Annotated in this window: 23 protein-coding genes and 5 tRNA genes; 10 read left to right on the top strand and 18 right to left on the bottom strand. The window is 75.3% G+C overall.

Annotation, left to right across the window (positions count from 1 at the left end; genetic code table 11):
• The first annotated feature begins 17 nt into the window (after positions 1 to 17).
• Positions 18 to 1,439, top strand: a complete 1,422-nt coding sequence (locus tag NT8_RS03585; protein WP_067964202.1) for an MFS transporter — start codon at positions 18 to 20, stop codon at positions 1,437 to 1,439.
• Between the two features lie 34 nt (positions 1,440 to 1,473).
• Here the strand turns inward: NT8_RS03585 and NT8_RS03580 are convergent, their stop codons facing one another.
• The 8 genes from NT8_RS03580 to NT8_RS03550 all read right to left on the bottom strand — a co-directional run bounded on the left by NT8_RS03580 (position 1,474) and on the right by NT8_RS03550 (position 4,545).
• Positions 1,474 to 2,067 carry a hypothetical protein gene (locus NT8_RS03580; protein ID WP_245646019.1) on the bottom strand — a complete coding sequence of 198 codons (594 nt, stop codon included), beginning with the start codon at positions 2,065 to 2,067 and terminating at the stop codon, positions 1,474 to 1,476.
• Complete coding sequence (locus NT8_RS30595) at positions 2,006 to 2,950, bottom strand: hypothetical protein (RefSeq protein ID WP_245646018.1); 945 nt, start codon at positions 2,948 to 2,950, stop codon at positions 2,006 to 2,008. Before NT8_RS30595 ends, NT8_RS03580 begins: the two co-directional genes overlap by 62 nt.
• The gene (locus tag NT8_RS03575) at positions 2,950 to 3,351 is read right to left on the bottom strand and encodes a hypothetical protein (protein ID WP_067964196.1); all 402 of its coding nucleotides are present in this window, start codon (positions 3,349 to 3,351) and stop codon (positions 2,950 to 2,952) included. The genes NT8_RS30595 and NT8_RS03575 overlap by 1 nt, the downstream gene beginning before the upstream one ends.
• Before the next feature lie 135 nt (positions 3,352 to 3,486).
• A tRNA-Val gene (locus NT8_RS03570) sits at positions 3,487 to 3,560 on the bottom strand.
• Positions 3,561 to 3,573: 13 nt separating this feature from the next.
• A tRNA-Cys gene (locus NT8_RS03565) sits at positions 3,574 to 3,648 on the bottom strand.
• A gap of 46 nt (positions 3,649 to 3,694) precedes the next feature.
• Positions 3,695 to 3,767, bottom strand: a tRNA-Gly gene (locus tag NT8_RS03560).
• Between the two features lie 38 nt (positions 3,768 to 3,805).
• Positions 3,806 to 3,878: transfer RNA gene (locus tag NT8_RS03555), tRNA-Gly, on the bottom strand.
• A 235-nt stretch (positions 3,879 to 4,113) separates the two neighbouring features.
• Entirely contained in the window at positions 4,114 to 4,545 is a 432-nt protein-coding gene (locus tag NT8_RS03550; protein WP_067964194.1) for a roadblock/LC7 domain-containing protein, read from the bottom strand.
• A gap of 401 nt (positions 4,546 to 4,946) precedes the next feature.
• Here NT8_RS03550 and NT8_RS03545 point away from each other — a divergent pair, with 401 nt between their 5' ends.
• Positions 4,947 to 5,789: an aminotransferase class IV gene (locus NT8_RS03545; RefSeq protein ID WP_067964190.1), complete on the top strand. Its 843-nt coding sequence runs from the start codon at positions 4,947 to 4,949 to the stop codon at positions 5,787 to 5,789.
• A 227-nt stretch (positions 5,790 to 6,016) separates the two neighbouring features.
• On the opposite strand, the gene NT8_RS03540 is transcribed toward NT8_RS03545, so the two are convergent.
• Complete coding sequence (locus NT8_RS03540) at positions 6,017 to 6,436, bottom strand: SsgA family sporulation/cell division regulator (protein WP_067964188.1); 420 nt, start codon at positions 6,434 to 6,436, stop codon at positions 6,017 to 6,019.
• Between the two features lie 444 nt (positions 6,437 to 6,880).
• Here NT8_RS03540 and NT8_RS03535 point away from each other — a divergent pair.
• Positions 6,881 to 6,954 (top strand) — tRNA-Val (locus NT8_RS03535).
• A 145-nt stretch (positions 6,955 to 7,099) separates the two neighbouring features.
• On the opposite strand, the gene NT8_RS03530 is transcribed toward NT8_RS03535, so the two are convergent.
• Entirely contained in the window at positions 7,100 to 7,486 is a 387-nt protein-coding gene (locus NT8_RS03530) for a PGPGW domain-containing protein (RefSeq protein ID WP_245646017.1), read from the bottom strand.
• Between the two features lie 368 nt (positions 7,487 to 7,854).
• Here NT8_RS03530 and thrS point away from each other — a divergent pair, with 368 nt between their 5' ends.
• Entirely contained in the window at positions 7,855 to 9,831 is a 1,977-nt protein-coding gene (gene thrS, locus NT8_RS03525) for a threonine--tRNA ligase (RefSeq protein WP_067964186.1), read from the top strand.
• A 136-nt stretch (positions 9,832 to 9,967) separates the two neighbouring features.
• Here the strand turns inward: thrS and NT8_RS03520 are convergent, their stop codons facing one another.
• Positions 9,968 to 10,777 (bottom strand): alpha/beta fold hydrolase, encoded by an 810-nt coding sequence (locus tag NT8_RS03520; protein ID WP_067964184.1) that lies wholly within the window; start codon positions 10,775 to 10,777, stop codon positions 9,968 to 9,970.
• Positions 10,778 to 10,893: 116 nt separating this feature from the next.
• Between NT8_RS03520 and NT8_RS03515 the strand changes: the two genes are divergently transcribed.
• Positions 10,894 to 11,442 carry a DUF6932 family protein gene (locus NT8_RS03515; protein ID WP_067964182.1) on the top strand — a complete coding sequence of 183 codons (549 nt, stop codon included), beginning with the start codon at positions 10,894 to 10,896 and terminating at the stop codon, positions 11,440 to 11,442.
• Positions 11,439 to 12,389 carry a hypothetical protein gene (locus NT8_RS03510; RefSeq protein ID WP_217999051.1) on the top strand — a complete coding sequence of 317 codons (951 nt, stop codon included), beginning with the start codon at positions 11,439 to 11,441 and terminating at the stop codon, positions 12,387 to 12,389. The genes NT8_RS03515 and NT8_RS03510 overlap by 4 nt, the downstream gene beginning before the upstream one ends.
• 25 nt (positions 12,390 to 12,414) lie before the next feature.
• Here the strand turns inward: NT8_RS03510 and NT8_RS03505 are convergent, their stop codons facing one another.
• From NT8_RS03505 to NT8_RS03495, 3 genes are read right to left on the bottom strand one after another with little or no spacing between them, the layout of a single operon-like run.
• Entirely contained in the window at positions 12,415 to 13,569 is a 1,155-nt protein-coding gene (locus NT8_RS03505; RefSeq protein ID WP_067964180.1) for an acyl-CoA dehydrogenase family protein, read from the bottom strand.
• A gap of 4 nt (positions 13,570 to 13,573) precedes the next feature.
• Positions 13,574 to 15,757, bottom strand: coding sequence for an acetyl/propionyl/methylcrotonyl-CoA carboxylase subunit alpha (locus tag NT8_RS03500; RefSeq protein ID WP_067964178.1), 2,184 nt, complete (start codon positions 15,755 to 15,757; stop codon positions 13,574 to 13,576).
• 7 nt (positions 15,758 to 15,764) lie between these two features.
• Positions 15,765 to 17,375, bottom strand: a complete 1,611-nt coding sequence (locus NT8_RS03495; RefSeq protein WP_067964269.1) for a carboxyl transferase domain-containing protein — start codon at positions 17,373 to 17,375, stop codon at positions 15,765 to 15,767.
• A 109-nt stretch (positions 17,376 to 17,484) separates the two neighbouring features.
• On the opposite strand from NT8_RS03495, the gene NT8_RS03490 reads away from it, so the two are divergent.
• On the top strand, positions 17,485 to 18,060 hold the full coding sequence (locus NT8_RS03490; RefSeq protein WP_067964176.1) for an SACE_7040 family transcriptional regulator: 576 nt from the start codon (positions 17,485 to 17,487) through the stop codon (positions 18,058 to 18,060).
• Positions 18,061 to 18,198: 138 nt separating this feature from the next.
• Positions 18,199 to 19,560: an NAD(P)/FAD-dependent oxidoreductase gene (locus NT8_RS03485; protein WP_067964174.1), complete on the top strand. Its 1,362-nt coding sequence runs from the start codon at positions 18,199 to 18,201 to the stop codon at positions 19,558 to 19,560.
• 88 nt (positions 19,561 to 19,648) lie between these two features.
• Here NT8_RS03485 and NT8_RS03480 read toward each other — a convergent pair whose 3' ends face one another.
• From NT8_RS03480 to NT8_RS03465, 4 genes are all read right to left on the bottom strand, one after another.
• Positions 19,649 to 19,852: a heavy-metal-associated domain-containing protein gene (locus tag NT8_RS03480; RefSeq protein ID WP_067964171.1), complete on the bottom strand. Its 204-nt coding sequence runs from the start codon at positions 19,850 to 19,852 to the stop codon at positions 19,649 to 19,651.
• Between the two features lie 31 nt (positions 19,853 to 19,883).
• Positions 19,884 to 20,171, bottom strand: coding sequence for a metal-sensitive transcriptional regulator (locus NT8_RS03475; RefSeq protein ID WP_067964167.1), 288 nt, complete (start codon positions 20,169 to 20,171; stop codon positions 19,884 to 19,886).
• Positions 20,172 to 20,601: 430 nt separating this feature from the next.
• A complete protein-coding gene (locus tag NT8_RS03470; RefSeq protein ID WP_084468617.1) occupies positions 20,602 to 21,435 on the bottom strand; it encodes a class II aldolase/adducin family protein in 834 nt (277 codons plus the stop codon).
• Between the two features lie 159 nt (positions 21,436 to 21,594).
• Positions 21,595 to 22,209: a hypothetical protein gene (locus NT8_RS03465; protein WP_067964166.1), complete on the bottom strand. Its 615-nt coding sequence runs from the start codon at positions 22,207 to 22,209 to the stop codon at positions 21,595 to 21,597.
• Positions 22,210 to 22,427: 218 nt separating this feature from the next.
• Here NT8_RS03465 and NT8_RS03460 point away from each other — a divergent pair, with 218 nt between their 5' ends.
• Positions 22,428 to 22,682: a DUF2630 family protein gene (locus NT8_RS03460; RefSeq protein ID WP_067964266.1), complete on the top strand. Its 255-nt coding sequence runs from the start codon at positions 22,428 to 22,430 to the stop codon at positions 22,680 to 22,682.
• 213 nt (positions 22,683 to 22,895) lie between these two features.
• Complete coding sequence (locus tag NT8_RS03455; protein WP_067964164.1) at positions 22,896 to 23,495, top strand: DUF4126 domain-containing protein; 600 nt, start codon at positions 22,896 to 22,898, stop codon at positions 23,493 to 23,495.
• The last annotated feature ends 60 nt before the right edge of the window (positions 23,496 to 23,555 follow it).

The following is a 23,555-nucleotide window of genomic DNA, read 5'->3' as shown; positions in this document are numbered from 1 at the left end:
TCCCCGGAGGTCCGCCCATGTCCGTTGTGCCCGACACCGCCCCGGCGCCCGCGCCACCGCGGCCCGACGTCTTCGTCGCGGTGCTGGCGTTCGCCGGGATCGTGGTCGCCCTGATGCAGACCCTGGTCATCCCGCTGGTCCCGGCGCTGCCCGCGCTGCTCGGCGCCTCCGCGTCCGACACCACCTGGGCGATCACCGCCACCCTGCTCGCCGCCGCCGTCGCGACGCCCGTGGTCGGCCGGCTCGGCGACATGTACGGCAAGCGGCGGATGCTCCTGGTCAGCCTCGGCATGCTCATCGCGGGCTCGGTGGTCGCCGCGCTGAGCGACGGCCTAGCGCCCATGGTCGTCGGCCGGGCGCTCCAGGGGCTGGCCGCCGGGGTGATCCCCCTCGGGATCAGCATCATGCGCGACGAGCTGCCGTCCGAGCGGCTCGGCTCGGCGACCGCCCTGATGAGCGCCTCGCTGGGCGTCGGCGGCGCGCTCGGCCTGCCGGCGGCGGCGCTGCTCGCCGAGAACGCCGACTGGCACCTGCTGTTCTGGGTGGCGGCCGGCCTCGGCGCGGTGGCGGCCCTGCTCGTGGTCACCCTGGTGCCCGAGTCCGCCGTCCGCAGCGGGGGGCGGTTCGACCTGGTCGGCGCCGCGGGGCTGTCGGTCGCGCTGCTCTGCCTGCTCCTGGCGATCTCCAAGGGCGCCACCTGGGGCTGGGGGAGCGGGCTGACCCTGGGGCTGTTCGCCGCAGCGGCCGCCGTCCTGCTGCTGTGGGGCGTGTGGGAGCTGCGGACCACCGCACCGCTGGTCGACCTGCGCACCTCCGCCCGGCGCCAGGTGCTGCTCACCAACGCCGCGTCGGCCGTGTTCGGGTTCGCCATGTTCGCCATGTCGCTGGTGCTGCCGCAGGTGCTCCAGCTCCCGGCGGAGACCGGCTACGGGCTCGGCCAGGGCATGGTCGCCGTCGGCCTGGTCATGGCCCCCTCCGGCCTGGTGATGATGGCCATGGCGCCGGTGTCGGCGCGCGTCTCCCGGGCGGCCGGCCCGAAGACCACCCTCATGGTCGGCGCCGCCGTGGTCGCCGCCGGGTACGGGATGAGCACGGTCGGGATGGCGGAGATCTGGCAGCTCGTGCTCGTCTCGGCCGTGGTCGGCGCGGGGATCGGCCTCGCCTACGGCGCCATGCCCGCCCTGGTCATGGGGGCCGTCCCGGTGTCGGAGACCGCGGCCGCCAACAGCCTCAACACCCTCATGCGGTCGATCGGCACCTCGGTGTCCAGCGCGGTGGCCGGCGTCGTCCTCGCCCAGATGACCATCCCCCTGGGCGGCACCGAGGTCCCCGCCGAGGAGGGCTTCCGCCTGGTCATGGCGGTCGGCGCCGGCGCCGCCCTCGTCGCCCTCGCCATCGCGGCCTTCCTCCCCACCCCCCGCCGCCCGACCACCCCCTGACACCACAGGAGCGGCCCGGGGCGGCGGGGGACGGTCAGGCCGCGGTGCCGGCCGGCCGTGGGGTAGGTGCGGCCGGGGTGCGGTGGGCGGTCATCGCGATGCCGGCCAGGAAGGCGACCTCGCCGAGGTTGGCGATCGCCATGGGGGCCGAGTGCACGGCCGAGGCGGCGAACATGGCGGCGGCGCCGCCGGCCATCCAGGCCCCGCCGCGCCGGACCGTCGCCAGGCCGGCGGCGAGCAGCGCCACCACGGTGACGATCGCGGGGACCGGCGGGGCGGTGTGCGCGGCCGAGTAGCGCAGCGCGTCGCCTTCGGGGGCGGCCGCCAGCTCCAGGCCGTACACCTCGGCCACCAGCCCGTAGCCGACCAGTCCGAGCGCCAGGCACCAGGCCAGGACGTGGACGGCGCGGGCGCGGGCCCACCCCGCCCCGCACGCGCGCGCCAGGCCCACCGCGGTGACGATCAGCAGCGGCGTGAGCAGGGCGTGGATCACGAAGCGGGGGTGGTTGAGCGCCATCAGCAGACCGCCCTCGCCGATGAGGCGGCCCGCCGCCACGACGCCGTTGTCATAGACCAGCCCGGCCGCCACGAGCGCGGCCAGGCCCAGGGGGACCGATCGCCGCCCCACCGCGGCCCGCGCCAGCAGAACGGCGAGCACCGCGTGCACAGCGGCGAACAGAGCGTAGGCCAGGGAGAACACCGCGCTCACTTTCAAGTATCTCGTTTTTCGAGCTTATTTCACCCTTCGACCTACCCCGTCCGAGAACCGAGAAACAGCGGAGCGGACGCCGGCGCCGGCACCGCGAGGGCCCGGCGGTCCGGACGCCCTCGGGCAGCTCCACCAGTCGGTCCTGCACCTCGTGCGGCGCCCGGTCCGCGATCGCCATCGCGCACGCCGCCGCCACGTCCCCGTGCTCGACGGCGGCCAGCAGCGCGGGCTCCACCTCCGCCGCGTCCAGGACGGACAGGGGGCGCTCCTTCAGCACCGCGCGCATCCACGCGACGCGCTCCCGCTCCTCCGGGGTGCCGGCCGTGTCCTGCATCCGGCGCAGCACGTTCTCGAACAGCCGGCGGCGCATCTCGTACTCGAAGGGGCGCAGGCGGTCGACCATGCGCCGGAAGTCCGGGGAGGCCAGCGCGGTCGCGCACAGCGCGCGCTTCTCCTCGTCGGCCGTCGGCCCCAGGTGCATGGCGGCGCGCATCGCCGCCTCGAACCCGTCGGCCTCCACCAGGTCGAGCCGGCGGGCCAGCAGCGCCCTGTGCACCATCAGCAGGCGGCCGCCCCGCTCTCCGGGCCCGGCGGCCCGGTACAGGTCCACGCAGTGGCGGGCGAGGCCGCGGCGGACCGCTTCGGGCAGCCGGGGCAGGTGGCGGAGCGCCGCCGGGAAGTCGTCGGCCTCCAGCAGCGCCGCGCAGGCCGCGTCCGGGTCGCCGCGCTCGGCGGCGGCCAGCGCAGCCGCCGCGGTGGGGACGAGCGCGTCGATCCGCGTGAAGTCGTCGGTGTCGGACATCAGCCACCCACCAGGGGGACGAGCTTGAGGAAGGTGAACTCCAGGTCCGGGACCAGGTCGATCTCCTCGTCCAGGTCGGTCAGCCGCCGGTCGCCGGCCAGCACGAGGAACCCGTTCCGGGCGAACGCCGCGACAGCGGCGTCGAACTGCCGCTCCGGGTCGAGCCGCGGCGGCGCGTGCCGCGGGCCGCGCGGCCCGTTCAGCTCCGCCTCGGCCGCCGTCGGCCGGACGAGCCCGCGGAACGGCCCCTCCGACCCCCGGGCGTGGAACTCCGCCACCTCCTGGAAGACCCGCCGCCGGATCACCTCCCGCACACTGACCCGCTCCCCGGCCATATCCAGCCCCAGGGCGGGCCCGCGTTCACCCGACGTCGTCTCGTCCGCGTACATCACTCGCGTCATGCCGAGAGGCTAGGCCGCTCCACCGACAACCCGCGCCACGGAGCCGGGGCGACCGAGAGCGCTCCCAGGAGCGGCGGTTGGCGGGAACACCGAAGCGGCCCGGAGACGGGGTCTCCGGGCCGCTTTCGGCAAGGGTGGGCGATACAGGATTCGAACCTGTGACCTCTACCGTGTCAAGGTAGCGCTCTAACCAACTGAGCTAACCGCCCGTGCGGGACGACGTGGAGGCGGAGACGGGAATCGAACCCGTGTACAGGGATTTGCAGTCCCTTGCCTAAGCCACTCGGCCACTCCGCCGCGAGCCGCGACCGAGCCTCGTGGCGACCCCCTACGGCTTCCTCCGAGCGGACGACGGGATTCGAACCCGCGACCCTCACCTTGGCAAGGTGATGCTCTACCAGCTGAGCCACGTCCGCGTGACACGGGCAGGCCCGTGCACAAGTACTGCATGCAGAGCGGACGACGGGATTCGAACCCGCGACCCTCACCTTGGCAAGGTGATGCTCTACCAGCTGAGCCACGTCCGCGCGGCGGGTGCGGGCCCCCGGTGGGGCCGGGGTGTCGCCCTCGCTGCGTTACGAACTCTAGCGGATCGCGGCCCCCGGGGCGAACCGATTCCCCAGGCGGGCCGTGCCGCCGCGTCCGACAGGGGGGTGGGGAGGGCGCCGGTGCGCACAGCGCCCCCCGGGGGAAGGGGGGACCGGGGCCGCGCGCCGCCGCGGACGGCTCTGCCGCGGGGCCGCGTGCGGCGTGAACTCGGTGTCAGCGTTCGACGTGCGCGGGGGTGGTGGGCATGTCCGGGCGCGGCGGGGCCGACAGGTACTGGCCGACGCGCTGGATCACCTTGTTCATCTCGTAGGCGACCAGGCCGACGTCGCACTCGGTGTCGGACACCAGCGCCATGCACGCGCCCTCGCCCGCCGCGGCGACGAACAGGAACGCCTCGTCCATCTCGATGATGCTCTGCCGGATGCCGCCCGCGCCGAACTGCTTGCTGGCGCCGCCCGCGAGGCTGTGCAGCCCCGAGGCGATGGCCGCGAGGTGCTCGGCGGCCGGGCGGTCGAGTTTGCTGGAGGAGGCCATCAGCAGGCCGTCGGTCGACAGCACGATCGCGTGCTGGGTGCCCTGCGCGCGTGTGAGGAGGTCGTCGAGCAACCAGCTCAACTCGCCGGGGGCGGTGCTCCGTGAGGTCATAGCTCTCTTGATCTGTCGTCGTCGCGGGTGCGGACGCCCGACGACCCGCCGTGGGCCGCGCGGCCGCCCGCGGGCACCCCTCCGGGGCAGAGGAGTCCCCATAAGCGTTGCCCAGATGATAGCCATTCGTGATCCGTCCATCCGGCTTCCGATGCGGCGTCGGAGCGGCGGCGCCGGGCCCGAAGCCGTCGGCCGGACCGTGGGGTTACGTTACCCCCGCCCGTTTCGCCGTACGCAGGGGCGGGCGCGCGCAGGTCAGCGCGGCGGGCGCGGAACCCGGGGGCCGGGTCGGGCGCGGCCCGACCGGCGCGGGAAAGTGGCAGGATCAGGTCACGGGCGACCGTGCGCCCGCCCCCGCGGAGCGCACGCGCCATGGCGCGACACATGAGGGGTGGACAGGCATGCGGGTGTGGATCGCGGGTGCCGGCTACGGCCGGGGCCGGGTGCTCGACGCGGACGAGGCGCGGATTCCCGTCCTCGACCACGGTGTCACCGTGGGCGACGGCGTGTTCGAGACGGTCAAGGGGGTGGCCGGCCGGCCGTTCGCCCTCACGCGGCACCTGCGCCGGCTGGCGCGCTCGGCCACGGGGATCGGGCTGCCCGAGCCCGACCTGGACCTGGTGGCCGACGGCGTCGCGCAGGCGCTCGACGCCAACCAGGAGGTCGGGACGTCGCGCATCCGCATCACCTACACCGCGGGCACCGCGCCGCTGGGGTCGGAGCGGGTCGGCGGCGAGCCGACCCTGATCGTCGCCATCGCGCCGTTCCCGCCGATCGCGCCGACCGCCGACGTCGCCGTGGTGCCGTGGACGCGCAACGAGAACGGCGCCCTCACGGGCATGAAGACGACCTCCTACGCCGACAACGTGCGCGCGCTGGGCTACGCCAAGGAGCGCGGCGCCGGTGAGGCGATCTTCGCCAACACGGCCGGGAACCTGTGCGAGGGCACGGGCAGCAACATCTTCCTCGTGCTCGACGGTCGGCTGGTCACCCCTCCGCTGTCGGCGGGCCCCCTCGCCGGGATCACCCGCGAGCTGGTGCTGGAGTGGGCCGGGGGAGAGGAGGTCGACATCCCGATGTCGGCCCTCGCCGACGCCTCCGAGGCGTTCCTGACCTCCACCGGGCGCGACGTGCAGCCCATCCGCGCCGTCGACGGCCGGGAGCTGCCCGCGGCGCCGGGGCCGGTCACCCGCAAGACCATGGAGGTGTTCGTCGAACGCGGCGCGTCCGACATGGACCCCTGAGCCGGCACTGAGTGGTACTGAGTCGGCGCTGAGCCGACACTCAGCAGTAGGACCGTGCGGGGCGCCGCGACACCGGTGTCGCGGCGTGCCCGCCATCGCGCCGGCGTCCGCGTTTGGCGGGGCCGGGCGGCGGGTATACCGCCACCGCAGTCCTGTCCGTGCGGGCCTGGTCGACGGCACGCGTGGCCCACGGGACCTCCGCGCGGCCTCCGGGCCGGACCAGCGCCTCAGGTGTGCAGGTGGCGCTCGATCTCGCTGTCGAGGTCGACGTAGTCGCCCTCCTGGCCGGCGGGCACGATCTCGTAGGTGCGGTGCAGGAACTCGGCCAGCGGCGACACCGGGGCGTCGAACTGCGCCTGCCCGAACGGCGACGACAGCGCGATGTTGATGGTGCGCTCCCCGGCGCCCTTGGACGGCCACACCTGCACGTCGCCCTCGCCGACCCGGCGCACGATGCCGACCGTCAGCAGCTCGCGGGCGAAGATCCACTCGACCGGCTCGTCCTCGCCGGTGTGGAACGCCACCGTGATCGCGTAGGGGTCGTCGGCGGTGTAGTCGAGCCGAGCGACCAGGGGGACCGCCGTGCGGTCCGGAACCACCAGCCGGAGTCCCAGCTCGGCGGTGGCAGTGGTGTCGCTACTGTTCATGTTCGCCGTACCTTTTCTCGTCCGGCCCCGCGGATGCGCGGGTCTCTTGCCGTCTCACCCGCTCCAACGCGGCAGGGCGCGGCCTATGACGCGCCATTGGGAGACTTTTACTCGGAGATCGCGAAGGGGCGTCGCGCCGCGGCCTCGCCGATCCCTCCGTCAATGTAATGAGCTGCGGAAACCAAGAATTCCCCATGATCTGTGTGCCGCGTCACGCGTCCCAACCGCGGGTCGCCCCCGGCGCCTCCCTCCGCCGTTCGGACCCCATGGCATGAAGGGGTTTCACGTTTTACCCGCCCTTGACCGAGCGGATGCCGCCGCGCATGAGACGTCGATCACAGGTGGACCGGTTCCCCGCGCGGCGACCGTGCGCTCGGCACCCCGCCGAATGCGCTAGAGTCTTCCTTGTCGGCGCCGCCGGGGACACGGCGGGGTCACGACTCCGGGCGATTAGCTCAGTTGGCTAGAGCGCGTCGTTCACACCGACGAGGTCACTGGTTCGAGTCCAGTATCGCCCACAGCGCCGAAGAGGCCGGTTCCCTTCCCGGGAACCGGCCTCTTCGCTTGCGTCTCCGGGCGCGCCGCGGCCCGGCCCGCCGCCACGGCGGCAGCGGCCGGGTTCCGGACGTCCGGATCGGGTTCCGGGCGCGCCGCGCCGCGGGTTCAGCCGCGCCGCAGGCGCCGCCGTTCGCGCCCGCGCCGCCGCACGGCGCGTGCCTTCTGGCGGGCGCGGTGCGCCCAGCGGCGGGCGTAGCCGAGCATGCCGTGCGCCCACGCGAACTCGGTCGACAGGATGGCGAGGCCGAGGACGATCGCCGCCGCGCCCGGCCCGGGGGTCACGCACATGACGACCCCGGCGAGCAGGATGAGGCCGCCCACCACGGCCACGGCGGTACGCCAGGTGGCACTGGACACGGGATGGGCGTGCATGCGCATCCGCCAGATGCGCAGGCGGACGCGGAAGCGGCGCCACCGCCGCGCACGGGCGGTGGTCGGGCGTGATGCCGCCGGGTCCGGATCGTCGGTGCCGGTCATAGGGCTCGGTGACATGAATTCACAATAGTCGGCCGTATCAAGCGAAGGTAACGGGCCGCACGGGACGGACCGGAATCCGTGCCACGACGGGGATGCGGCCCTCCACCGCCCGCGCGGCGGCGCCCTCCGCGCGGTCGGCGGAGCGCGGCGGTCCGGGCCCGCTCCGACCGGGTCGACCGGGCCGGCCCCGCCCCGCCGTCCCACCGCGGCCGCCCGCCCCGCGCCCGCCGCCACGGGGCGGTTCCTGCGGCCCGGGCCCACCGGAGCCGATAGCATCGGAGCCCGGGTGCCCGCGCCCCGCCCGGGGCGCCCCCGCCCGCGACCGCCCGCCGCCGCGCGACGGCGGCCGCGCCGTACGTGAACCGCCTGCCGAAGGAGTCCCCGTGTCCGCCGTGCCTGAGCTGCGTATCACCCTCGCCGGAACCGAGCGTGCGGTGGCGGCCGGGACGACGGCCGGGCAGGCGCTCGACGCCGACGGGCGCACCGTCATCGCCGCCCGCGTCAACGGCGAGCCGCGCGACCTCGACCACGAGGTCGCCGACGGCGACACCGTCGAGCCCATCGAGATCGGCTCCGACGAGGGCCGGTCGATCCTGCGCCACTCCGCCGCGCACATCATGGCCCAGGCCGTGCAGGAGCTGTTCCCCGAGGCCAAGCTGGGCATCGGCCCGCCCATCGACAACGGCTTCTACTACGACTTCGACGTCGCCGAGCCGTTCACCCCCGACGACCTCAAGCGCATCGAGAAGCGCATGCTGGAGATCGTCAAGCAGGGCCAGCGGTTCGAGCGGCGCGCGGTGTCCGACGACGACGCCCGCGCCGAACTCGCCGCCGAGCCCTACAAGCTGGAGCTGATCGGCCTCAAGGGCGGCGCGGGCGACGCGGCCGAGGGCGCCTCCGTCGAGGTCGGCGCCGGCGGGCTCACCATCTACGACAACGTGCATCCGCGCACCGGCGAACTGTGCTGGAAGGACCTGTGCCGCGGCCCGCACCTGCCCACCACCCGCGCGGTGCCCGCCGTCAAGCTCATGCGCTCGGCCGCCGCCTACTGGCGGGGCAGCGAGAAGAACCCGCAGCTCCAGCGCATCTACGGCACCGCGTGGGAGTCGCGCGACGCGCTCAAGGAGTACCTGGCGTTCCTGGAGGAGGCCGAGAAGCGCGACCACCGCAAGCTGGGCGCCGAACTCGACCTGTTCTCCTTCCCCGACGAGCTGGGGTCCGGCCTGGCCGTGTTCCACCCCAAGGGCGGCGTCGTCCGCAAGGAGATGGAGCAGTACTCGCGCCGCCGCCACGAGGAGGCCGGCTACGAGTTCGTCAACACCCCGCACATCTCCAAGGCCAAGCTGTTCGAGACCTCGGGGCACCTGCCGAACTACGCCGAGTCCATGTTCCCCCCCATGGAGTTCGAGGGGCAGGACTACTACCTCAAGGCCATGAACTGCCCGATGCACAACCTCGTGTTCCGGGCACGCGGCCGCTCCTACCGCGAGCTGCCGCTGCGGCTGTTCGAGTTCGGCACCGTCTACCGGTACGAGAAGTCCGGCGTGGTCCACGGCCTGACCCGCGCCCGCGGGTTCACCCAGGACGACGCGCACATCTACTGCACCACCGAGCAGATGCCGGACGAGCTCGACACCCTGCTCACGTTCGTGCTCGACCTGCTGCGCGACTACGGGCTGAGCGACTTCTACCTGGAGCTGTCCACCCGCGGCGACTCCGACAAGTTCATCGGCGAGCCCGAGGAGTGGGCCGAGGCCACCGAGACCCTGCGCCAGGCCGCGCAGAAGCAGGACCTCGACCTGGTCATGGACCCCGGCGGCGCGGCCTACTACGGCCCGAAGATCTCCGTCCAGGCCCGCGACGCCATCGGCCGCACCTGGCAGATGTCGACCATCCAGGTCGACTTCCAGCAGCCCAAGCGGTTCAACCTGGAGTACACCGCCGCCGACGGCTCCCGGCGGACCCCGGTCATGCTGCACCGGGCGCTGTTCGGGTCGATCGAGCGGTTCTTCGCGGTCCTGCTGGAGCACTACGCGGGCGCGTTCCCGGCGTGGCTGGCGCCGGTGCAGGCCGTCGGCATCCCCATCGCCGACGAGCACGTGCCCTACCTGAACGACGTCGCCGCCCGCATGCGCGCCGAGGGCCTGCGGGTCGAGGTCGACGCGAGCGACGACCGGATGCAGAAGAAGATCCGCAACGCGCAGAAGCAGAAGGTCCCCTTCATGCTGCTCGCCGGCGACGACGACGTCAGCAAGGGCGCGGTGTCCTTCCGCTACCGCGACGGCTCGCAGAACAACGGCGTGCCCGTGGCCGACGCGATCGCCGAACTCCGCGCCGCCGTCCACGACCGCCGCGGCTGACCACCCCTCGCCCGATGCGCCCGTGGCGCACCGGGAGGCGGCGCCGCCTCCCGTAGGCCCCCCGGCCGCGTCGGGCGCCTACGCGCGCCACGGCGCCGCCCCGGGGCCGACCGGACGCCGCACCGCCCCCTCCGCCTCAGCCGGGAAGGGGTTCGCCCGCCGTCCGGCAGGTCTGCCGGATCTCCGCCGCGACGGCGCGCGGGTTGTCGGCCATCGGGATGTGCCCGCACCCCAGCAGGGAGACCTGCCGGGCGTGCGGGATGCGGCGCAGCGCCCGCCGCGCCCCCGCGGCGGGCAGCAGCCGGTCGCGGTCGCCCCACGCGATCGTCACCGGGCACGGCACCCGCCGCGCCCGGAAGGCGTAGGCGGCCACGTGCGGCACGAGCCGGACGAACGGGGACCCCGCCGAGAGCACGGTCGCGTCGAACGCCAGACGGCGGGCCGACGCCGCCGACGGGTCGCCGCGCAGCACCCGACGCGCGATCGACCGCAGGGGCGGGCTGTCGGCGGCGGCCACCCGCACCGGTTCGGGGATGCGCGCGGCCAGCCGGGCGCCGCGCGCGAGCACCCGCGCCCCCGCCCCCTCCCGCGCCGACCCGAACCCGATCGGCGACAGCGCGGTGACCGACGCCGCGAACCCGCGCGCGCCCAGCTCCAGGGCGATGGCGCCGCCCAGCGAGTTCCCGGCGACGTGCGGCCGATCCCACCCGAGGTCGGCGCAGAACCGGCGCACCGTGTCGACCAGCGCCTCGATGTCGTAGCGGTCGGCCGCCCCGGGCGGCGGCGACGCCCCGAACCCGGGCAGGTCGGGCGCGACCACGTCGTGCCCGGCGGCGAGGTGCCGCGCCACGGCGTACCAGGTCTGCCGCCGGTGCCCGAGCCCGTGCAGCAGCAGGACGGGAACCCCGTCCCCCCACCGGTCGTACACCATCCCCGACGTCTCCATGCCCACCAGGTCTACCCCATCCCGCCCCCGTCCGGGCACCGGCGTTCACCCTCCGACCCCGGGCCGCCGCCGCTATCATTCGACACGCCCGTGATCCACACGCGAGAGGGGGCGCGGTGCTCCTGCCGGAGTTCGACCCGGTGACCGGGCTGCTTCCGCCGGGGCGGTACACCGCCGATCTCGACACCCTGCACGACCGCCTGGTGTCGGCCCCCGGCTTCACGGCCTCCGCGACGCGCGCACCCATCTGGGCCGAGTGGGAGCTGCACCGGGCGGCCGTGGAGGCGGAGGCCGGCGAGATCACCCGCCTATGGCTGGGCGGCAGCTTCGTCAGCGGCAAGCTCGACCCCGCCGACGTCGACGTCACCTACCTGCTGCGCGCGGCGGCCTTCGACCGGCTGCAACGCGACGAACTGCGCTCACTCGACGACCTCACCGACCGGACCTGGTGCGTCGAGCGCGGCATGCGCGTCGACGCCTACCTCCTGCGGTTGCCGGAGGACCTGTCCTTCGGGGATCTGGCGCCCCGCCGCCTCACCGACGCCACGGACCGGTCGTTCCGGGACCTCGGGCTCTACGATGAGATCTGGCAGCGCTGCCGGCCCGCGGCGCAGGCGAGCGCGCCGCGCCCGTCGCGCCGAGGATATGTGGAGGTGCTGGTGTGAGCGCCGCGACGCCCTTCCCGGATCCGCGTGACAAGGCGGCCGTGCGCCGGTGGATGCGTGAGAACCGCCGCCCCGGCGGCGCCGCACCCGGTACCCCCGAGGAGTTCGCCGCCGTTCAGCGGCGGCGATTGCTCCACGGGGACGAGGCCGGCCCCGCGCCGCGGCGGCGCCTCGACGTCGCCCTCACCGGTGCCGACACGGACACCCACACCGTGCGCATCTCGGTCCTCGGGGCGTTCCTGTCCAACCTCCAGGAATCGGTCGCGGCGGTCGCCCAGGCCTTGACCGGCCGGCCCACCGGCAGCGCCCCGATCCCACGCCACATCCGCGAGTCGACCGCGCTCAGCGCCGCGGCCGTCTACCCCTCCTCCTTCGGGGTGGAACTGTACGGTCCCGACCCGGACGGCATCGATCCGTCCGACCGCATGGGAACGCTGCCGACCATCCTGGACGACGCCGTCGACACCGTCTTCGACGTCATCGACGTATCGGAGGGGTCGGAGGAAGCCGACGACCGGCTCGCGGAGCGGCTCACCACCCTGGGGCCGCGGGCGATGAAGCACCTCGGTTCGCTCACCGGCGGCCTCTCGGACGCCGGGTTGGGGCTCAGCGCGGCGTGGCACTCCGGCGGCCACACCCGGAGCAGCCGGTGGACCGCCGCCGGGGCGATGCGCGTCCGCACCGTCTGCGAGGAGAGCGAGTTCCGGCCGGGGGGCACCGTCACGGTGCGCGGATGGCTCGGGAGCGTGAGCGCGCTGCGCGGCACGGTGGAGATCCGGACCGACGACGGCGGGATCGTGCGGGCGAGCAGCGCGGAGGAGGTCACCCGCGACCTCGGACGCCATTTCGGGAAACGCGTCGAGGCCGAGGTCGAGGTGACCGACGTGCGCGGCGCCGGCGGCCGCCGGCGCCGCATCTACGCGGTGCGCTCCCTCCGCGGCGCGTGACCCCCGCCCGGTCCCGGGCGGGGGGTCAGGCGGGGAGGCCGAGTTCGCGGGCGATGAGCATCTTCTGGACCTCGCTGGTGCCCTCGCCGATCTCCAGGATCTTGGCGTCGCGGTAGAAGCGGCCGACGGGGAACTCGTTCATGAAGCCGTAGCCGCCGAACACCTGGGTGGCGTCGCGGGCGTTGTCCATGGCGGCGTTGGACGCCACCAGCTTGGCGATCGCGGCCTGCTTCTTGAACGGCTCACCGGCGAGCATGCGCGCCGCGGCGTCGTAGTAGGCCAGGCGGGCGGTGTGGGCGCGGGCCTCCATGTCGGCGATCTTGAACTGGATCGCCTGGTAGCCGCCGATGTGCCGGCCGAACGCCTCGCGCTCGCCGGCGTAGCGCACGCTCTCGTCCACGCAGCCCTGGGCCAGGCCCACCGCGAGCGCGGCGATGGCGATGCGCCCCTCGTCCAGGGTGCGCAGGAACTGGGCGTAGCCGCGGCCGCGCTCGCCGACGAGGTTCTCCTCGGGCACCCGGCAGTCGGTGAACACCAGCTCGTTGGTGTCGGAGGCGTTCCAGCCCACCTTCGAGTACTTCTGGCCCAGCTCGAACCCGGGGGTGCCCGACGGCACCAGGATGGCCGAGATCTCCGGCCGGCCGTCGGGCCGCCGCCCGGTGACCGCGGTCACCGTCACCAGGGCGGTGATGTCGGTGCCGGAGTTGGTGATGAACGACTTGGTGCCGTTGACGACCCACGCGCCGTCCTCCAGCCGGGCCGTGGTGCGGGTGCCGCCCGCGTCGGAGCCGGCGCCCGGCTCGGTCAGCCCGAACGCGCCCAGCGCCTCGCCCGCGCACAGCCGCGGCAGCCAGGTCCGCTTCTGCTCGGCCGAGCCGAACCGGTAGATCGGCATGGCCCCCAGCGACACCCCCGCCTCCAGGGTGATGGCGACCGAGGAGTCGACGCGGGCCAGCTCCTCCAGCGCCAGGCACAGGGCGAAGTAGTCGCCGCCCATGCCGCCGTACTCCTCGGGGAACGGCAGCCCGAACAGGCCCATCCGCCCCATCGCCGCGACGATGTCGTAGGGGAACGCGCCCCGCTCGTAGTAGTCGCCGATGACCGGGGCCACCTCCTCGCGGGCGAACGCCTCGACCGTGCGGCGCAGCTCCTCGTGCTCGGCGGACAGTCCGTGGGTCATGCCCTCACTCCTTGCTCGTGGCGGGTGCGGCGGCGCCGGGCGCGCCGGCCTCCGGTGCCGGGCCGGGCGGGGCGCCGGCCGGCCCGGGGACGATGGCGGCCAGGACGGCGTCCATGGCGACCGGGCGGCCCGGCCGGGCCTCCAGGCGGGTGACGACGCCGTCGACCGGGGCGGTGACCGCGTGCTCCATCTTCATGGCCTCGACCACGACGACCGGGGTGCCCGCGGTGACGTGCTGGCCCTCGGTGACGGGCACGGCGAGGACGGTGCCCGGCATCGGGCTGCGCAGGACCCCGTCGGCGGCCTGCTCGGCGCCGCGCGCGGGCGCGTACGCGGGCTCCTCGGCGAACCGCCACGCGGCGCCGCCCCGGCCCAGCCACAGGTCGCCGGCGTCGGCGGCGCGCGCGTAGGCCGCGGTGCGCCCGGCGTAGGCGACGGTGAGGCGGCGGCCGTCGGCGGAGCGGGCCGCGCGGGCCAGCACCGGGTCGGCCGCGCCGACGCGGACCTCGAACGCGGTCCCCGCTCCCGGGGCGGCGCCGGCGTCCGCGCGGCGCACGCGCACCGTGACGGGGTCGCGGTGCGGGGCGCGCAGCCGCCAGGTGGTCCACGCCGGGCCGCCGACGCGCCAGCCGTCGGGCACGTCGAACCGGTCGGCGCCGGGGCCGGCGGGCTCCAGGCCGAGCTGGTGGTCCAGCGCCGCGGCGGCGAGCGCCTCCTCGGGCGGGCCGCCGGTGTCGGCCAGTTCGGGGCGGACGCGCTCGGTGAGGTCGGTGGCGAGGTCGCCCGCCGCGACGGCGGGGTGGCGCAGCAGCCGGCGCAGGAACGCCACGTTGGTGGGGCACCCGAGGAGGGTGTAGTCGGCCAGCGCGGTGTCCATGCGGGCGAGGGCGGCGGCGCGGTCGGCCCCCCAGGTGATCACCTTGGCGAGCATGGGGTCGTAGGCGGAGGTGACCTCGGTGCCCGCGTCGAGGCCGGAGTCGACCCGCACCTCCTCGCCCTCGGGCTCGTCCAGCAGCAGCACCCGGCCGCCGGTGGGCAGGAAGCCGCGGTCGGGGTCCTCGGCGTAGACGCGGGACTCCACCGCGTGGCCCGCGAACCCGATGTCGTCCTGGGTGAACGGCAGCGGCTCGCCGCGCGCCACGCGCAGCTGCAGCTCCACGAGGTCGACCCCGCGCCGCCCGCCGACGGTGGTCACCGCCTCGGTGACCGGGTGCTCCACCTGCAGGCGGGTGTTCATCTCCAGGAACGCGTAGTCGAGCCCGCCGTCCGCCCAGCCGCCGCCGACCGCGCCGGGCGGCCGGACGATGAACTCGACCGTCCCGGCGCCGACGTAGCCGCACGCGCGGGCGGCCGCGACGGCGGCGCGGCCCATGGCGGCGCGCTGGTCCGGGGTGAGCAGCGGGGAGGGGGCCTCCTCGACGATCTTCTGGTGGCGGCGCTGCAGGCTGCACTCGCGCTCGCCGAGGTGCACCACGTTGCCGTGCGCGTCGGCGAGGACCTGCACCTCGATGTGGCGGGGGTGCTCGACGTAGCGCTCCACGAGCAGGGTGGGATCGCCGAACGCGGCGGCGGCCTCGCGGCGGGCCGCGGCGGCCGCCGCGGGCAGGTCGGCGGGGTCGCGGACCAGCCGCATGCCCTTGCCGCCGCCCCCGGCGGACGGCTTGACCAGCAAGGGGTAGCCGACGCGGTCGGCGGCGCGGCGCAGGTCGTCGTCGGACAGCGGGCCGGCCGGGAGGCCGTCCGCGCCGCCGCCGGGCGCCCCGGGGCGGTGCTCGGCGAACCCGGGCAGCAGCGGCACCCCGGCGGCGGCGACGGTGGCCTTGGCGCGGATCTTGTCGCCCATCGCCTCGATGGCCTCGGGCGGCGGGCCGACGAACACCAGCCCGGCGGCGGCGCACGCGCGCGCGAACCCGGCGTTCTCGGACAGGAAGCCGTAGCCGGGGTGGACCATGTCGGCGCCCTCGGCGACGGCGGCGGCGATGATGGCGTCGCCGTTCAGGTAGCTGTCGGCGAGCGCGGCCCCGCCCACGCGCACGGCCGTGTCGGCCGCGCGGACGTGGCGGGCGCCGGGGTCGCCGTCGCCGTGGATCGCCACCGACCGCATGCCGAGCCGCCGCAGGGTGCGGATGACCCGCACGGCGATCTCGCCGCGGTTGGCGACCAGGACGGTGGGCATCGGGTGCGTCATCGCCACCTCACATCCGGAAGACGCCGTAGCCGACCGGCTCCAGCGGGGAGTGCCGGGCTGAGGCCAGGCCCAGGCCGAGCACGGTGCGGGTGTCGGCGGGGTCGATGACCCCGTCGTCCCACAGCCGCGCGGTGGAGTAGTAGGGGTCGCCCTGCCGCTCGTACTGGTCGCGGATGGGGCGCTTGAACTCCTCCTCGGCCTCGGCGGGCCAGTCCTCGCCGCGCGCGTCGTACTGGTCGCGGCGCACCGTGGCCAGGACCGACGCCGCCTGCTCGCCGCCCATGACCGAGATGCGCGCGTTGGGCCACATCCACAGGTAGCGGGGGGAGTAGGCCCGCCCGCACATGCTGTAGTTGCCGGCGCCGAAGGAGCCGCCGATGACGACGGTGAACTTGGGCACGCGGGCGCAGGCGACCGCGGTGACCATCTTCGCGCCGTGCTTGGCGATACCGCCCGCCTCGTAGTCGCGGCCCACCATGAACCCGGAGATGTTCTGCAGGAACACCAGCGGGACGCGCCGCCGGTCGCACAGCTCGATGAAGTGCGCGCCCTTCAGCGCCGACTCGGCGAACAGGATGCCGTTGTTGGCGACGATGCCCACCGGGTGGCCGTGGATGTGCGCGAACCCGGTGACCAGGGTGGTGCCGTACTCGGCCTTGAACTCGGTGAACTCCCCGGCGTCCACGACGCGGGCGATGACCTCGCGCACGTCGTAGGGGGTGCGGGTGTCGGGCGGGACCACGCCGTGCAGCTCGGCGGGGTCGTGGGCGGGCGGCCGCGACGGGCGCCGCTCCCACGCGGGTTCGGGCCGGGGGCCGAGAGTGGCGGCGATGCGGCGCAGCACGGTGATGGCGTGCGCGTCGTCGTCGGCGAGGTGGTCGGTGACCCCGGAGACCCGGGAGTGGACGTCGCCGCCGCCCAGCTCCTCGGCGGTGACGACCTCGCCGGTGGCGGCCTTCACCAGCGGGGGGCCGCCGAGGAAGATGGTGCCCTGCCCGCGCACGATGACGGCCTCGTCGCTCATGGCGGGGACGTAGGCGCCGCCCGCCGTGCACGAGCCGAGGACCGCGGCGAGCTGCGGGATGCCCAGCCGCGACATGGTCGCCTGGTTGAAGAAGATGCGGCCGAAGTGCTCGCGGTCGGGGAAGACGTCGTCCTGCATGGGCAGGAACGCGCCGCCGGAGTCGGCGAGGTAGAAGCACGGCAGGTGGTTGTGGAGCGCGACCTCCTGGGCGCGCAGGTGCTTCTTCACCGTCATGGGGTAGTAGCTGCCGCCCTTGACCGTGGCGTCGTTGGCGACCACCACCGCCTCGCGCCCCTGGACGCGCCCCACCCCGGTGATGATCCCCGCGGCGGGGGCGTCGCCGCCGTCGGGCCCGTAGAGGCCGTGGCCGGCCAGCGGCGACAGCTCCAGGAACGGGCTGCCGGGGTCGAGGAGGGCGTCGATCCGGTCGCGGGGCAGCAGCTTGCCGCGTTCGACGTGCCGGGCGCGGGCGCGCTCGGGGCCGCCGAGGGCGGCCGCCGCGAGGTGCTCGCGCAACCGGGCGACGAGCGCCCGGTTGGCCTCGGCGTTGCGGGCGAACGCCGCCCCGCCGGTGTCGACCGCCGAGGTGAGCACGGGTGGCCCGGTCATCTTCCCCCCTCGTGTTAACGACCGCTAACATGGGCGATGTTAGTGACCGTTAACGCCGGTGTCCAGGGCCGGCGGGGGCGAGGCGGGAGGGGCCGTGGGCGATCGGGGGCCGGGCGGCAGACGCGCCGAGATCCTGCGCGCCGCCGCCGAGCTGTTCGCGGCGCGCGGCTTCCACGGCGTCACCATCGAGGACCTCGGCCGGGCCGTGGGCACCACCGGCCCCGCGCTCTACCGGCACTTCCCCGGCAAGGAGGCGCTGCTGGCGTCGATGCTGCTCGACGTCAGCGAACGGCTGGCCGCCGACGGCCGGGCCCGCGCCGCGGCCGCCGCCGACGACCCCCGCGCCGCCCTGGAGGCCCTGCTGCGCGGGCACGTCGCCTTCGCGCTGGGCGAACCCGCCCTCATCACCGTGCACGACCGCGAACTGGGAAACGTGCCCGCCGCCGAACGCCGCCGCATCCGCCGCCTCCAGCGGGGCTACGTCGAGGAGTGGGTCGCGGTGCTCGCGCGGCTGCGGCCCGACCGGCCCGCCGCCGACCTGCGCGCCGCCGTGCACGCCGTGTTCGGCCTGCTCAACTCCACCCCGCACAGCGCGGGCGGGCTCTCCACCGACCGCATGGCCGACCTGCTGCTCGCCATGGGCACCGCCGCCCTGCTCGCCGACGGCTGACCGCGCCCCGGCGGGCCCGGCGCCGCCGCCCGCACGTTTGAGCCCCCCGGCGCCGGGCAGGCGCTGGAGCGGAGAACGCGCAACGCCGCCCACCGGCCCCGCGCCGGGCGGGCGGCCGCTAGGGGGAGTGGTTCATCGATGACACGGCCGCGCATCGTGGTGGTCGGCGCCGGCTTCGCGGGGCTGCACGCCCTGCGCCGGCTCGAACGGCGGATTCCGCAGGGCGCCGCCGAGATCGTCCTCGTCTCACCCAACGACTACATGCTCTACAGTCCGCTGCTGCCGCAGGTGGCGTCCGGGCTGCTCACCCCGCAGTCGCTCGCGGTGTCGCTGCACCGGCTGCTGCGCCGCACCCGCATGGTGCCCGGGTCGGCCATCGGCATCGACCCCGAGCGCAAGGTGGTCGTCGTCAAGAAGATCTCCGACGAGGTCGTGTGCGAGCCCTACGACCGGCTCGTCCTGGCGCCCGGCAGCCTCACCCGCGTCTTCGACATCCCCGGCCTGACCGAGCACGGGTTCGGCAACAAGAACCTGGCCGAGGCCGTCGTGCTGCGCGACCACGTGCTCGCCCAGCTGGAACTCGCCAACGCCACCGACGACCCCGTCGAGCGCGAGGAGCGCTGCCGGTTCGTCGTGGTCGGCGGCGGCTACACCGGGGTCGAGACCGCCGCGTCGCTGCGCCGCCTCACCATGGAGGCCGCCAAGCGCTACCCCGACCTCCGCCGGGTCATCCGGTGGCACCTGGTCGACATCGCGCCGCGGCTGCTGCCCGAACTGGGTACCAACCTGGGCGAGGAGGCCCTCGACCTGCTGCGCGGGCTGGACATCGAGGTGAAGCTGGAGGTGTCGGTCCGCGAGGTCACCGAGCACAAGGTGGCGCTGACCGACGGCCGCGTCCTGCCGTGCCGGACGCTGATCTGGACCGCCGGCACCTCGCCGAGCCCGCTGATGGAGTCGCTGGGCGCCCCCACCGAGCGCGGCAAGCTCAAGGTCGGCACCGACCTGGTCGTGCCCGACCAGCGCGACGTCTTCGCCGTGGGCGACGCGGCCGCGGTCCCCGACCTGTCCAAGGACGACGAGGGGGCCCTCTGCCCGCCCACCGCCCAGTACGCCCAGCGGCAGGGCGTGACCGTGGCCGACAACGTGGTGGCGTCGCTGCTGCGCCGCCCGCTGCGCGACTTCTCCCACCGCGACATGGGCCTGGTGGTCGACCTGAGCGGCCGCGACGCGGTGGCCCGCCCGATGGGCTACGACCTGTCGGGGCTGCCGGCGTTCGCGGTGACCCGCGCCTACCACCTGTGGGCGCTGCCCTCGGGGCCGGCCCGCGCGCGGGTGACCGCCAACTGGCTGATCCGGGCGCTCACCGGCGGCGAGGTGTCGCGGCTGGGGTTCGCGCACGGCAAGCCGTCGACCTTCGTCGACATCGAGGCGGGGCACTACCTCGACGCCGCCGCGTCGCGCAAGGAGAGCGCCCGCCTGCTGGACGCCGCCGACGCGTGAGGGACGCCCGGCGCGCACGGTGTGCTCGGGCCCGCGCCGCCCGCCCGGTGCGGGCCCCGGCCGCACACCGCGGCCGGGCCCCGGGGGGTCAGGCGACGATGGTGTAGCCGGCCTCGTCGATGGCGGCGGTGAGCCGGTCGGGGTCGATCGGCTCGGTGCCGTCGATGGTGACCCGCCCGCTGTCGAGTTCGACGTCGACCGAGGTGACGCCGGGCAGCGCCGACACCTCCTCCTTGACGGCGTTGACGCAGTGCCCGCAGGTCATCCCGCTGACCGTGATGGTGGTGGCCATGGCCCGCCTCCGTTGTGGCGTGTGGTGTGGGTCAGGAGCGCACCAGCCGGGCGATGGCCTCCGACGCCTCGCGCACCTTCTCGTCGGCCTCGGCGCCGCCGTTGGCGACGGCGTGGCCCACGCAGTGCTTCAGGTGCTCGTCGAGCATCGACAGCGCGAACGACCGCAGCGCCTTGTTGACCGCGGCGGTCTGGGTCAGGATGTCGATGCAGTAGGCGTCGTCCTCGACCATCCGCTGCAACCCGCGCACCTGCCCCTCGATCCGGCGCAGCCGGTTGAGGTGGCTCTGCTTGTTGTCGTGGTAGCCGTAGGTGGCCATGCCGGTGGTCCCCTGCTCCTGCTGGTCTTCAGCCATCAATATACCCCCTCGGAGTATGTCAGCGCCCGAACGGCGCGGGTCATTCCCGGCGCCGCGGACGCCGCACGCCGCGCGGCGGGCCCGTCCCCCGCCCTACCGAGTATGGGCGCTGCGCCGACCCCCGGCACACGAGTCGGGACACATCAGGGCGAACCCCGGCACGGCCGACGAGTGGGGGACGCCGTCCCTCCGGCCGTGCCGGCCGGCCGCCGTCGCCCCTCTCCGGCCGTACCGGTCGGCCGCCGCTCCGCTCCGGGGACACGCGTCCGCCGAACGCCCGCGCCCGGCCCCCGCGCGATGCGCGGGCACCGGAGCCGCGCCGGTCGCCCGATTGCGCCAGGCCACGCCAACACGGCGCCGCGCCGCTCAGCGGGCCGCGCGGTGCGCGGCGTCAGCCGTCGGCCTGCGGTGGGCCGGGGCGGTAGCCGGAGATCCGCTCCACCGCCTCGGCCATCTCCGCCGGGGTGAGCAGCCTCGGTGCGCGGGCTTGGCCGGGCACCGCTGACAGGGCGCGCAGCGCCACGTCGCACACCCACTCCAGGTAGCCCGCCCGCTCCACCGCCTGGTCCAGGGAGGCGCCCGTCACCACGGCCCCGTGGTTGCCCAGCAGGCAGGCACTCCCGCCGGCCAGGGCCCCGGCGGCCGCCGCCGCCAGCTCCGGCCCGCCGTACGGCGCGTAGGGCACCACCGGGACGCGGCCGCCGAACAGCGCCAGGTAGTAGTGCACCGGCGGGACCTCCGGCACCAGCACCGACAGCGCGGTGGCGGCGGGGGAGTGGGTGTGCACCACCGCCCGCGCCGACGTGCGCGCGTACACCGCCAGGTGCAGGCCCAGCTCGCTGGTCGGCCGGAGCGGGGCGTCGAGGGCGGTGCCGTCGGCGGCGTGGACGCCGACCAGGCCGGGGGTCAGCGCACCGTAGTCGACCGCCGACGGGGTGACCGCCACCGCGCCGTCGCCGGTCCGGACGCTCACGTTGCCCGCCGTGCCCACCACGAGCCGGTCGGCGACCAGCGCCCGGACCGCGCCGACCACGTCGGCCCGCTCGCGCGCGTAGGGGAGCGCCTCGGCGCCCGACGCGCGGCGGGATCCACCGCCGGGCCGCCCGTGCGCGGAGGCGGCGATCGGGGCGCCTGCGGGGCCGGGACCTCCGGGGGTGGAGACTCGGCGGCCGGGATCGGGGTCGGGGCCGGGGCCTTCGGGAGCGGGGGGCGGGGTGTCGGGCATGCCGTCTCCTGTCCGTCGTCGCGGTGCGGACCGCTCGGGTCCGCCCGCCCATCGTGGGGCATGGCCCCCTGTGGCGCCCGGAACGGCGGCCACCGGTAGCGGCCCGCCGCACCGGCGGACCGCCCCGGACGGGCGTCCGTCCGGGGCGGACACCGGGGGTCAGCGGTGGCGCGCCGACAGCCCGGAGCGGCGGAGTTCCAGGTCGGCCAGTCCGCGCACCACCGCAGGGTCGCCGGACTGCCACGCGCCCACCGGGTCGGGGTGCACGGCCGCGAGCCGGGCGGGCGACACCGAGGCCAGCGCGCGCAGCGCCAGCAGCCGGTCGCCGGACCCCTCGGGCAGCGACCGCAGCCGCGCCGCGCCGCCGGCCCGCCGCGCCCAGCGGAGCCGGGCGGGCAGCCAGGTCACCAGCACGAGCAGCACCGGAACGGCGGTGGTGAGCAGCGCCAGCGTCATGGCGAGGTCGGCGACGTTCTGCTGGAACAACGTCCCCGCCTCGCTCAGCGAGGTCCCCGCCTCGCCCACGCTGGTGAACGGCGCCGCCAGGCTGTCGCCGGCCAGCGGCACCTCGCGCACCAGCTCCGCCGCGTCGGTCATGTTGGCCGTCAGGCCGTCACCCGCGTCCGTCATCAGCCGCCCGGGGGCCGCCAGGGCGTTGAGCGCGTCGTACAGGGCGAGCCCGGCCCGGACCCAGGCGAAGATCCACACGACGGCGAGCGCGTCGGCGAGGACCTGGAACAGCAGGCGGAGGGGTCGGTCGGCGTAGAGCTTCATCGGGGGGTCTTCCTGACGGGGAACGGGGGGTGGCCGGGGCGGGCCCCGGCGCGGCACAGATTCCCCCGGACGGCCGCTTCAACCGGGACCCCCACCGGGACGCCACCTGACGTGCGCCGACGGCCGGACGCGGGAGCGGGTGCCGGGTCCGCGTGAGCTGGGGCGACGATGGTGCGCGGCCCTTGCCAAGCGGGCGCGGGGCGCCGACCATGGAGATCATGAGCGAACCGACGGGCCGGGACCACGACATCCTCGGCCGCATCAACGACCTGGTGACCGAGGAGCGCGACCTGCGCGAGCAGAGCGAGCACCGGCTCACCCCCGAGGAGCGGCGGCGGATGCGGGAACTGGAGGAGTCCCTCGACCAGTGCTGGGACCTCCTCCGCCGGCGCCGCGCCCAGGAGGAGTTCGGCGGCGACCCCGACTCCGCCCGCCCGCGCCCCGTCTCGGAGGTCGAGAACTACCGGCAGTGACCCGGGCGACGCACCGGGCGACCCACCGGGCGGCGGTCGCGGCCCGCCGGGCGCCCTCTCCGTACCCCGGGCCGCGCGGTGGAGCCTCCCGGGGGTGCGCGCGGTGGGAGGCCGGGCGTGATCGGAGGACCACGGCGGGAACCCCGGCGCGGTCTCCGGCGTCCCACACCGTGGCGGGGCCGCGGTGGCCCCGCGGCGACGGCGGGAGCGCGGATGCTGGAATTCCTCACCGGGACCGGACTGGCCTCGGCGGCCGGGCTGAACGCCTACGTGCCGCTGCTGGTGGTCGGGCTCATCGCCCGCTACACCGACCTGCTCACCCTGGGGTCGGGGTGGCAGTGGCTGGAGCACCCGGTGGTCCTCGTCCTCTTCGGCGTGCTGCTCGTCCTGGAGTTCGCCGCCGACAAGATCCCCGGTGTCGACAGCGTCAACGACGTCGTGCAGACGCTGGTCCGCCCCACCTCGGGCGGCATCACCTTCGGCGCGGGCATGTCCTCGGTGACCGGTGCCGAACTCGCCGCCTCCGCCGACGGCGGCTCCTGGTGGCCCATCGCCACCGGCGTGGTGATCGCGCTGGCGTTCCACGCGCTCAAGGCCGTCGCCCGGCCGGTGCTCAACGCGGTGACCTTCGGCGCGGGCGGCCCCGTGGTCAGCTTCCTGGAGGACGCGGCCAGCCTCATCACCTCGGTGCTGGCGGTGGTGGTGCCGATCCTGGTGGTCGTGGCCGTGCCCGCCATCGGCGCGGTCGGCGTGTGGGCCTGGCGCCGCCGGCGCCGCCGCCGCGCCCAGCGGGCCGCCGCCGAACCGGCCTGAGCCCGGCGGGGTCGGGCGGACCATGGTCGGGATAGCCGGGGCCGGGCGGGCTCAGGCCGA

Source organism: Nocardiopsis trehalosi NBRC 14201 (assembly GCF_001552555.1).
Lineage (GTDB): Bacteria > Actinomycetota > Actinomycetes > Streptosporangiales > Streptosporangiaceae > Nocardiopsis_B > Nocardiopsis_B trehalosi.
Note: the sequence above shows the minus strand (reverse complement) of the source record. Positions and strands in the feature narration are given on the sequence as shown.

Coding starts and splice junctions, on each gene's coding strand:
- NT8_RS03550 (WP_067964194.1), bottom strand. CDS start 4,545: ATGACCTCACGGAGCACCGCCCCCGGCGAGTTGAGCTGGTTGCTCGAC.
- NT8_RS03455 (WP_067964164.1), top strand. CDS start 22,896: ATGCTGGAATTCCTCACCGGGACCGGACTGGCCTCGGCGGCCGGGCTG.
- NT8_RS03530 (WP_245646017.1), bottom strand. CDS start 7,486: ATGTCACCGAGCCCTATGACCGGCACCGACGATCCGGACCCGGCGGCA.
- NT8_RS03520 (WP_067964184.1), bottom strand. CDS start 10,777: ATGGAGACGTCGGGGATGGTGTACGACCGGTGGGGGGACGGGGTTCCC.
- NT8_RS03470 (WP_084468617.1), bottom strand. CDS start 21,435: ATGCCCGACACCCCGCCCCCCGCTCCCGAAGGCCCCGGCCCCGACCCC.
- NT8_RS03540 (WP_067964188.1), bottom strand. CDS start 6,436: ATGAACAGTAGCGACACCACTGCCACCGCCGAGCTGGGACTCCGGCTG.
- NT8_RS30595 (WP_245646018.1), bottom strand. CDS start 2,950: ATGTCCGACACCGACGACTTCACGCGGATCGACGCGCTCGTCCCCACC.
- NT8_RS03500 (WP_067964178.1), bottom strand. CDS start 15,757: ATGACGCACCCGATGCCCACCGTCCTGGTCGCCAACCGCGGCGAGATC.
- NT8_RS03545 (WP_067964190.1), top strand. CDS start 4,947: ATGCGGGTGTGGATCGCGGGTGCCGGCTACGGCCGGGGCCGGGTGCTC.
- NT8_RS03505 (WP_067964180.1), bottom strand. CDS start 13,569: ATGACCCACGGACTGTCCGCCGAGCACGAGGAGCTGCGCCGCACGGTC.
- NT8_RS03480 (WP_067964171.1), bottom strand. CDS start 19,852: ATGGCCACCACCATCACGGTCAGCGGGATGACCTGCGGGCACTGCGTC.
- NT8_RS03460 (WP_067964266.1), top strand. CDS start 22,428: ATGAGCGAACCGACGGGCCGGGACCACGACATCCTCGGCCGCATCAAC.
- NT8_RS03485 (WP_067964174.1), top strand. CDS start 18,199: ATGACACGGCCGCGCATCGTGGTGGTCGGCGCCGGCTTCGCGGGGCTG.
- NT8_RS03475 (WP_067964167.1), bottom strand. CDS start 20,171: ATGGCCACCTACGGCTACCACGACAACAAGCAGAGCCACCTCAACCGG.
- NT8_RS03465 (WP_067964166.1), bottom strand. CDS start 22,209: ATGAAGCTCTACGCCGACCGACCCCTCCGCCTGCTGTTCCAGGTCCTC.
- NT8_RS03585 (WP_067964202.1), top strand. CDS start 18: ATGTCCGTTGTGCCCGACACCGCCCCGGCGCCCGCGCCACCGCGGCCC.
- NT8_RS03575 (WP_067964196.1), bottom strand. CDS start 3,351: ATGACGCGAGTGATGTACGCGGACGAGACGACGTCGGGTGAACGCGGG.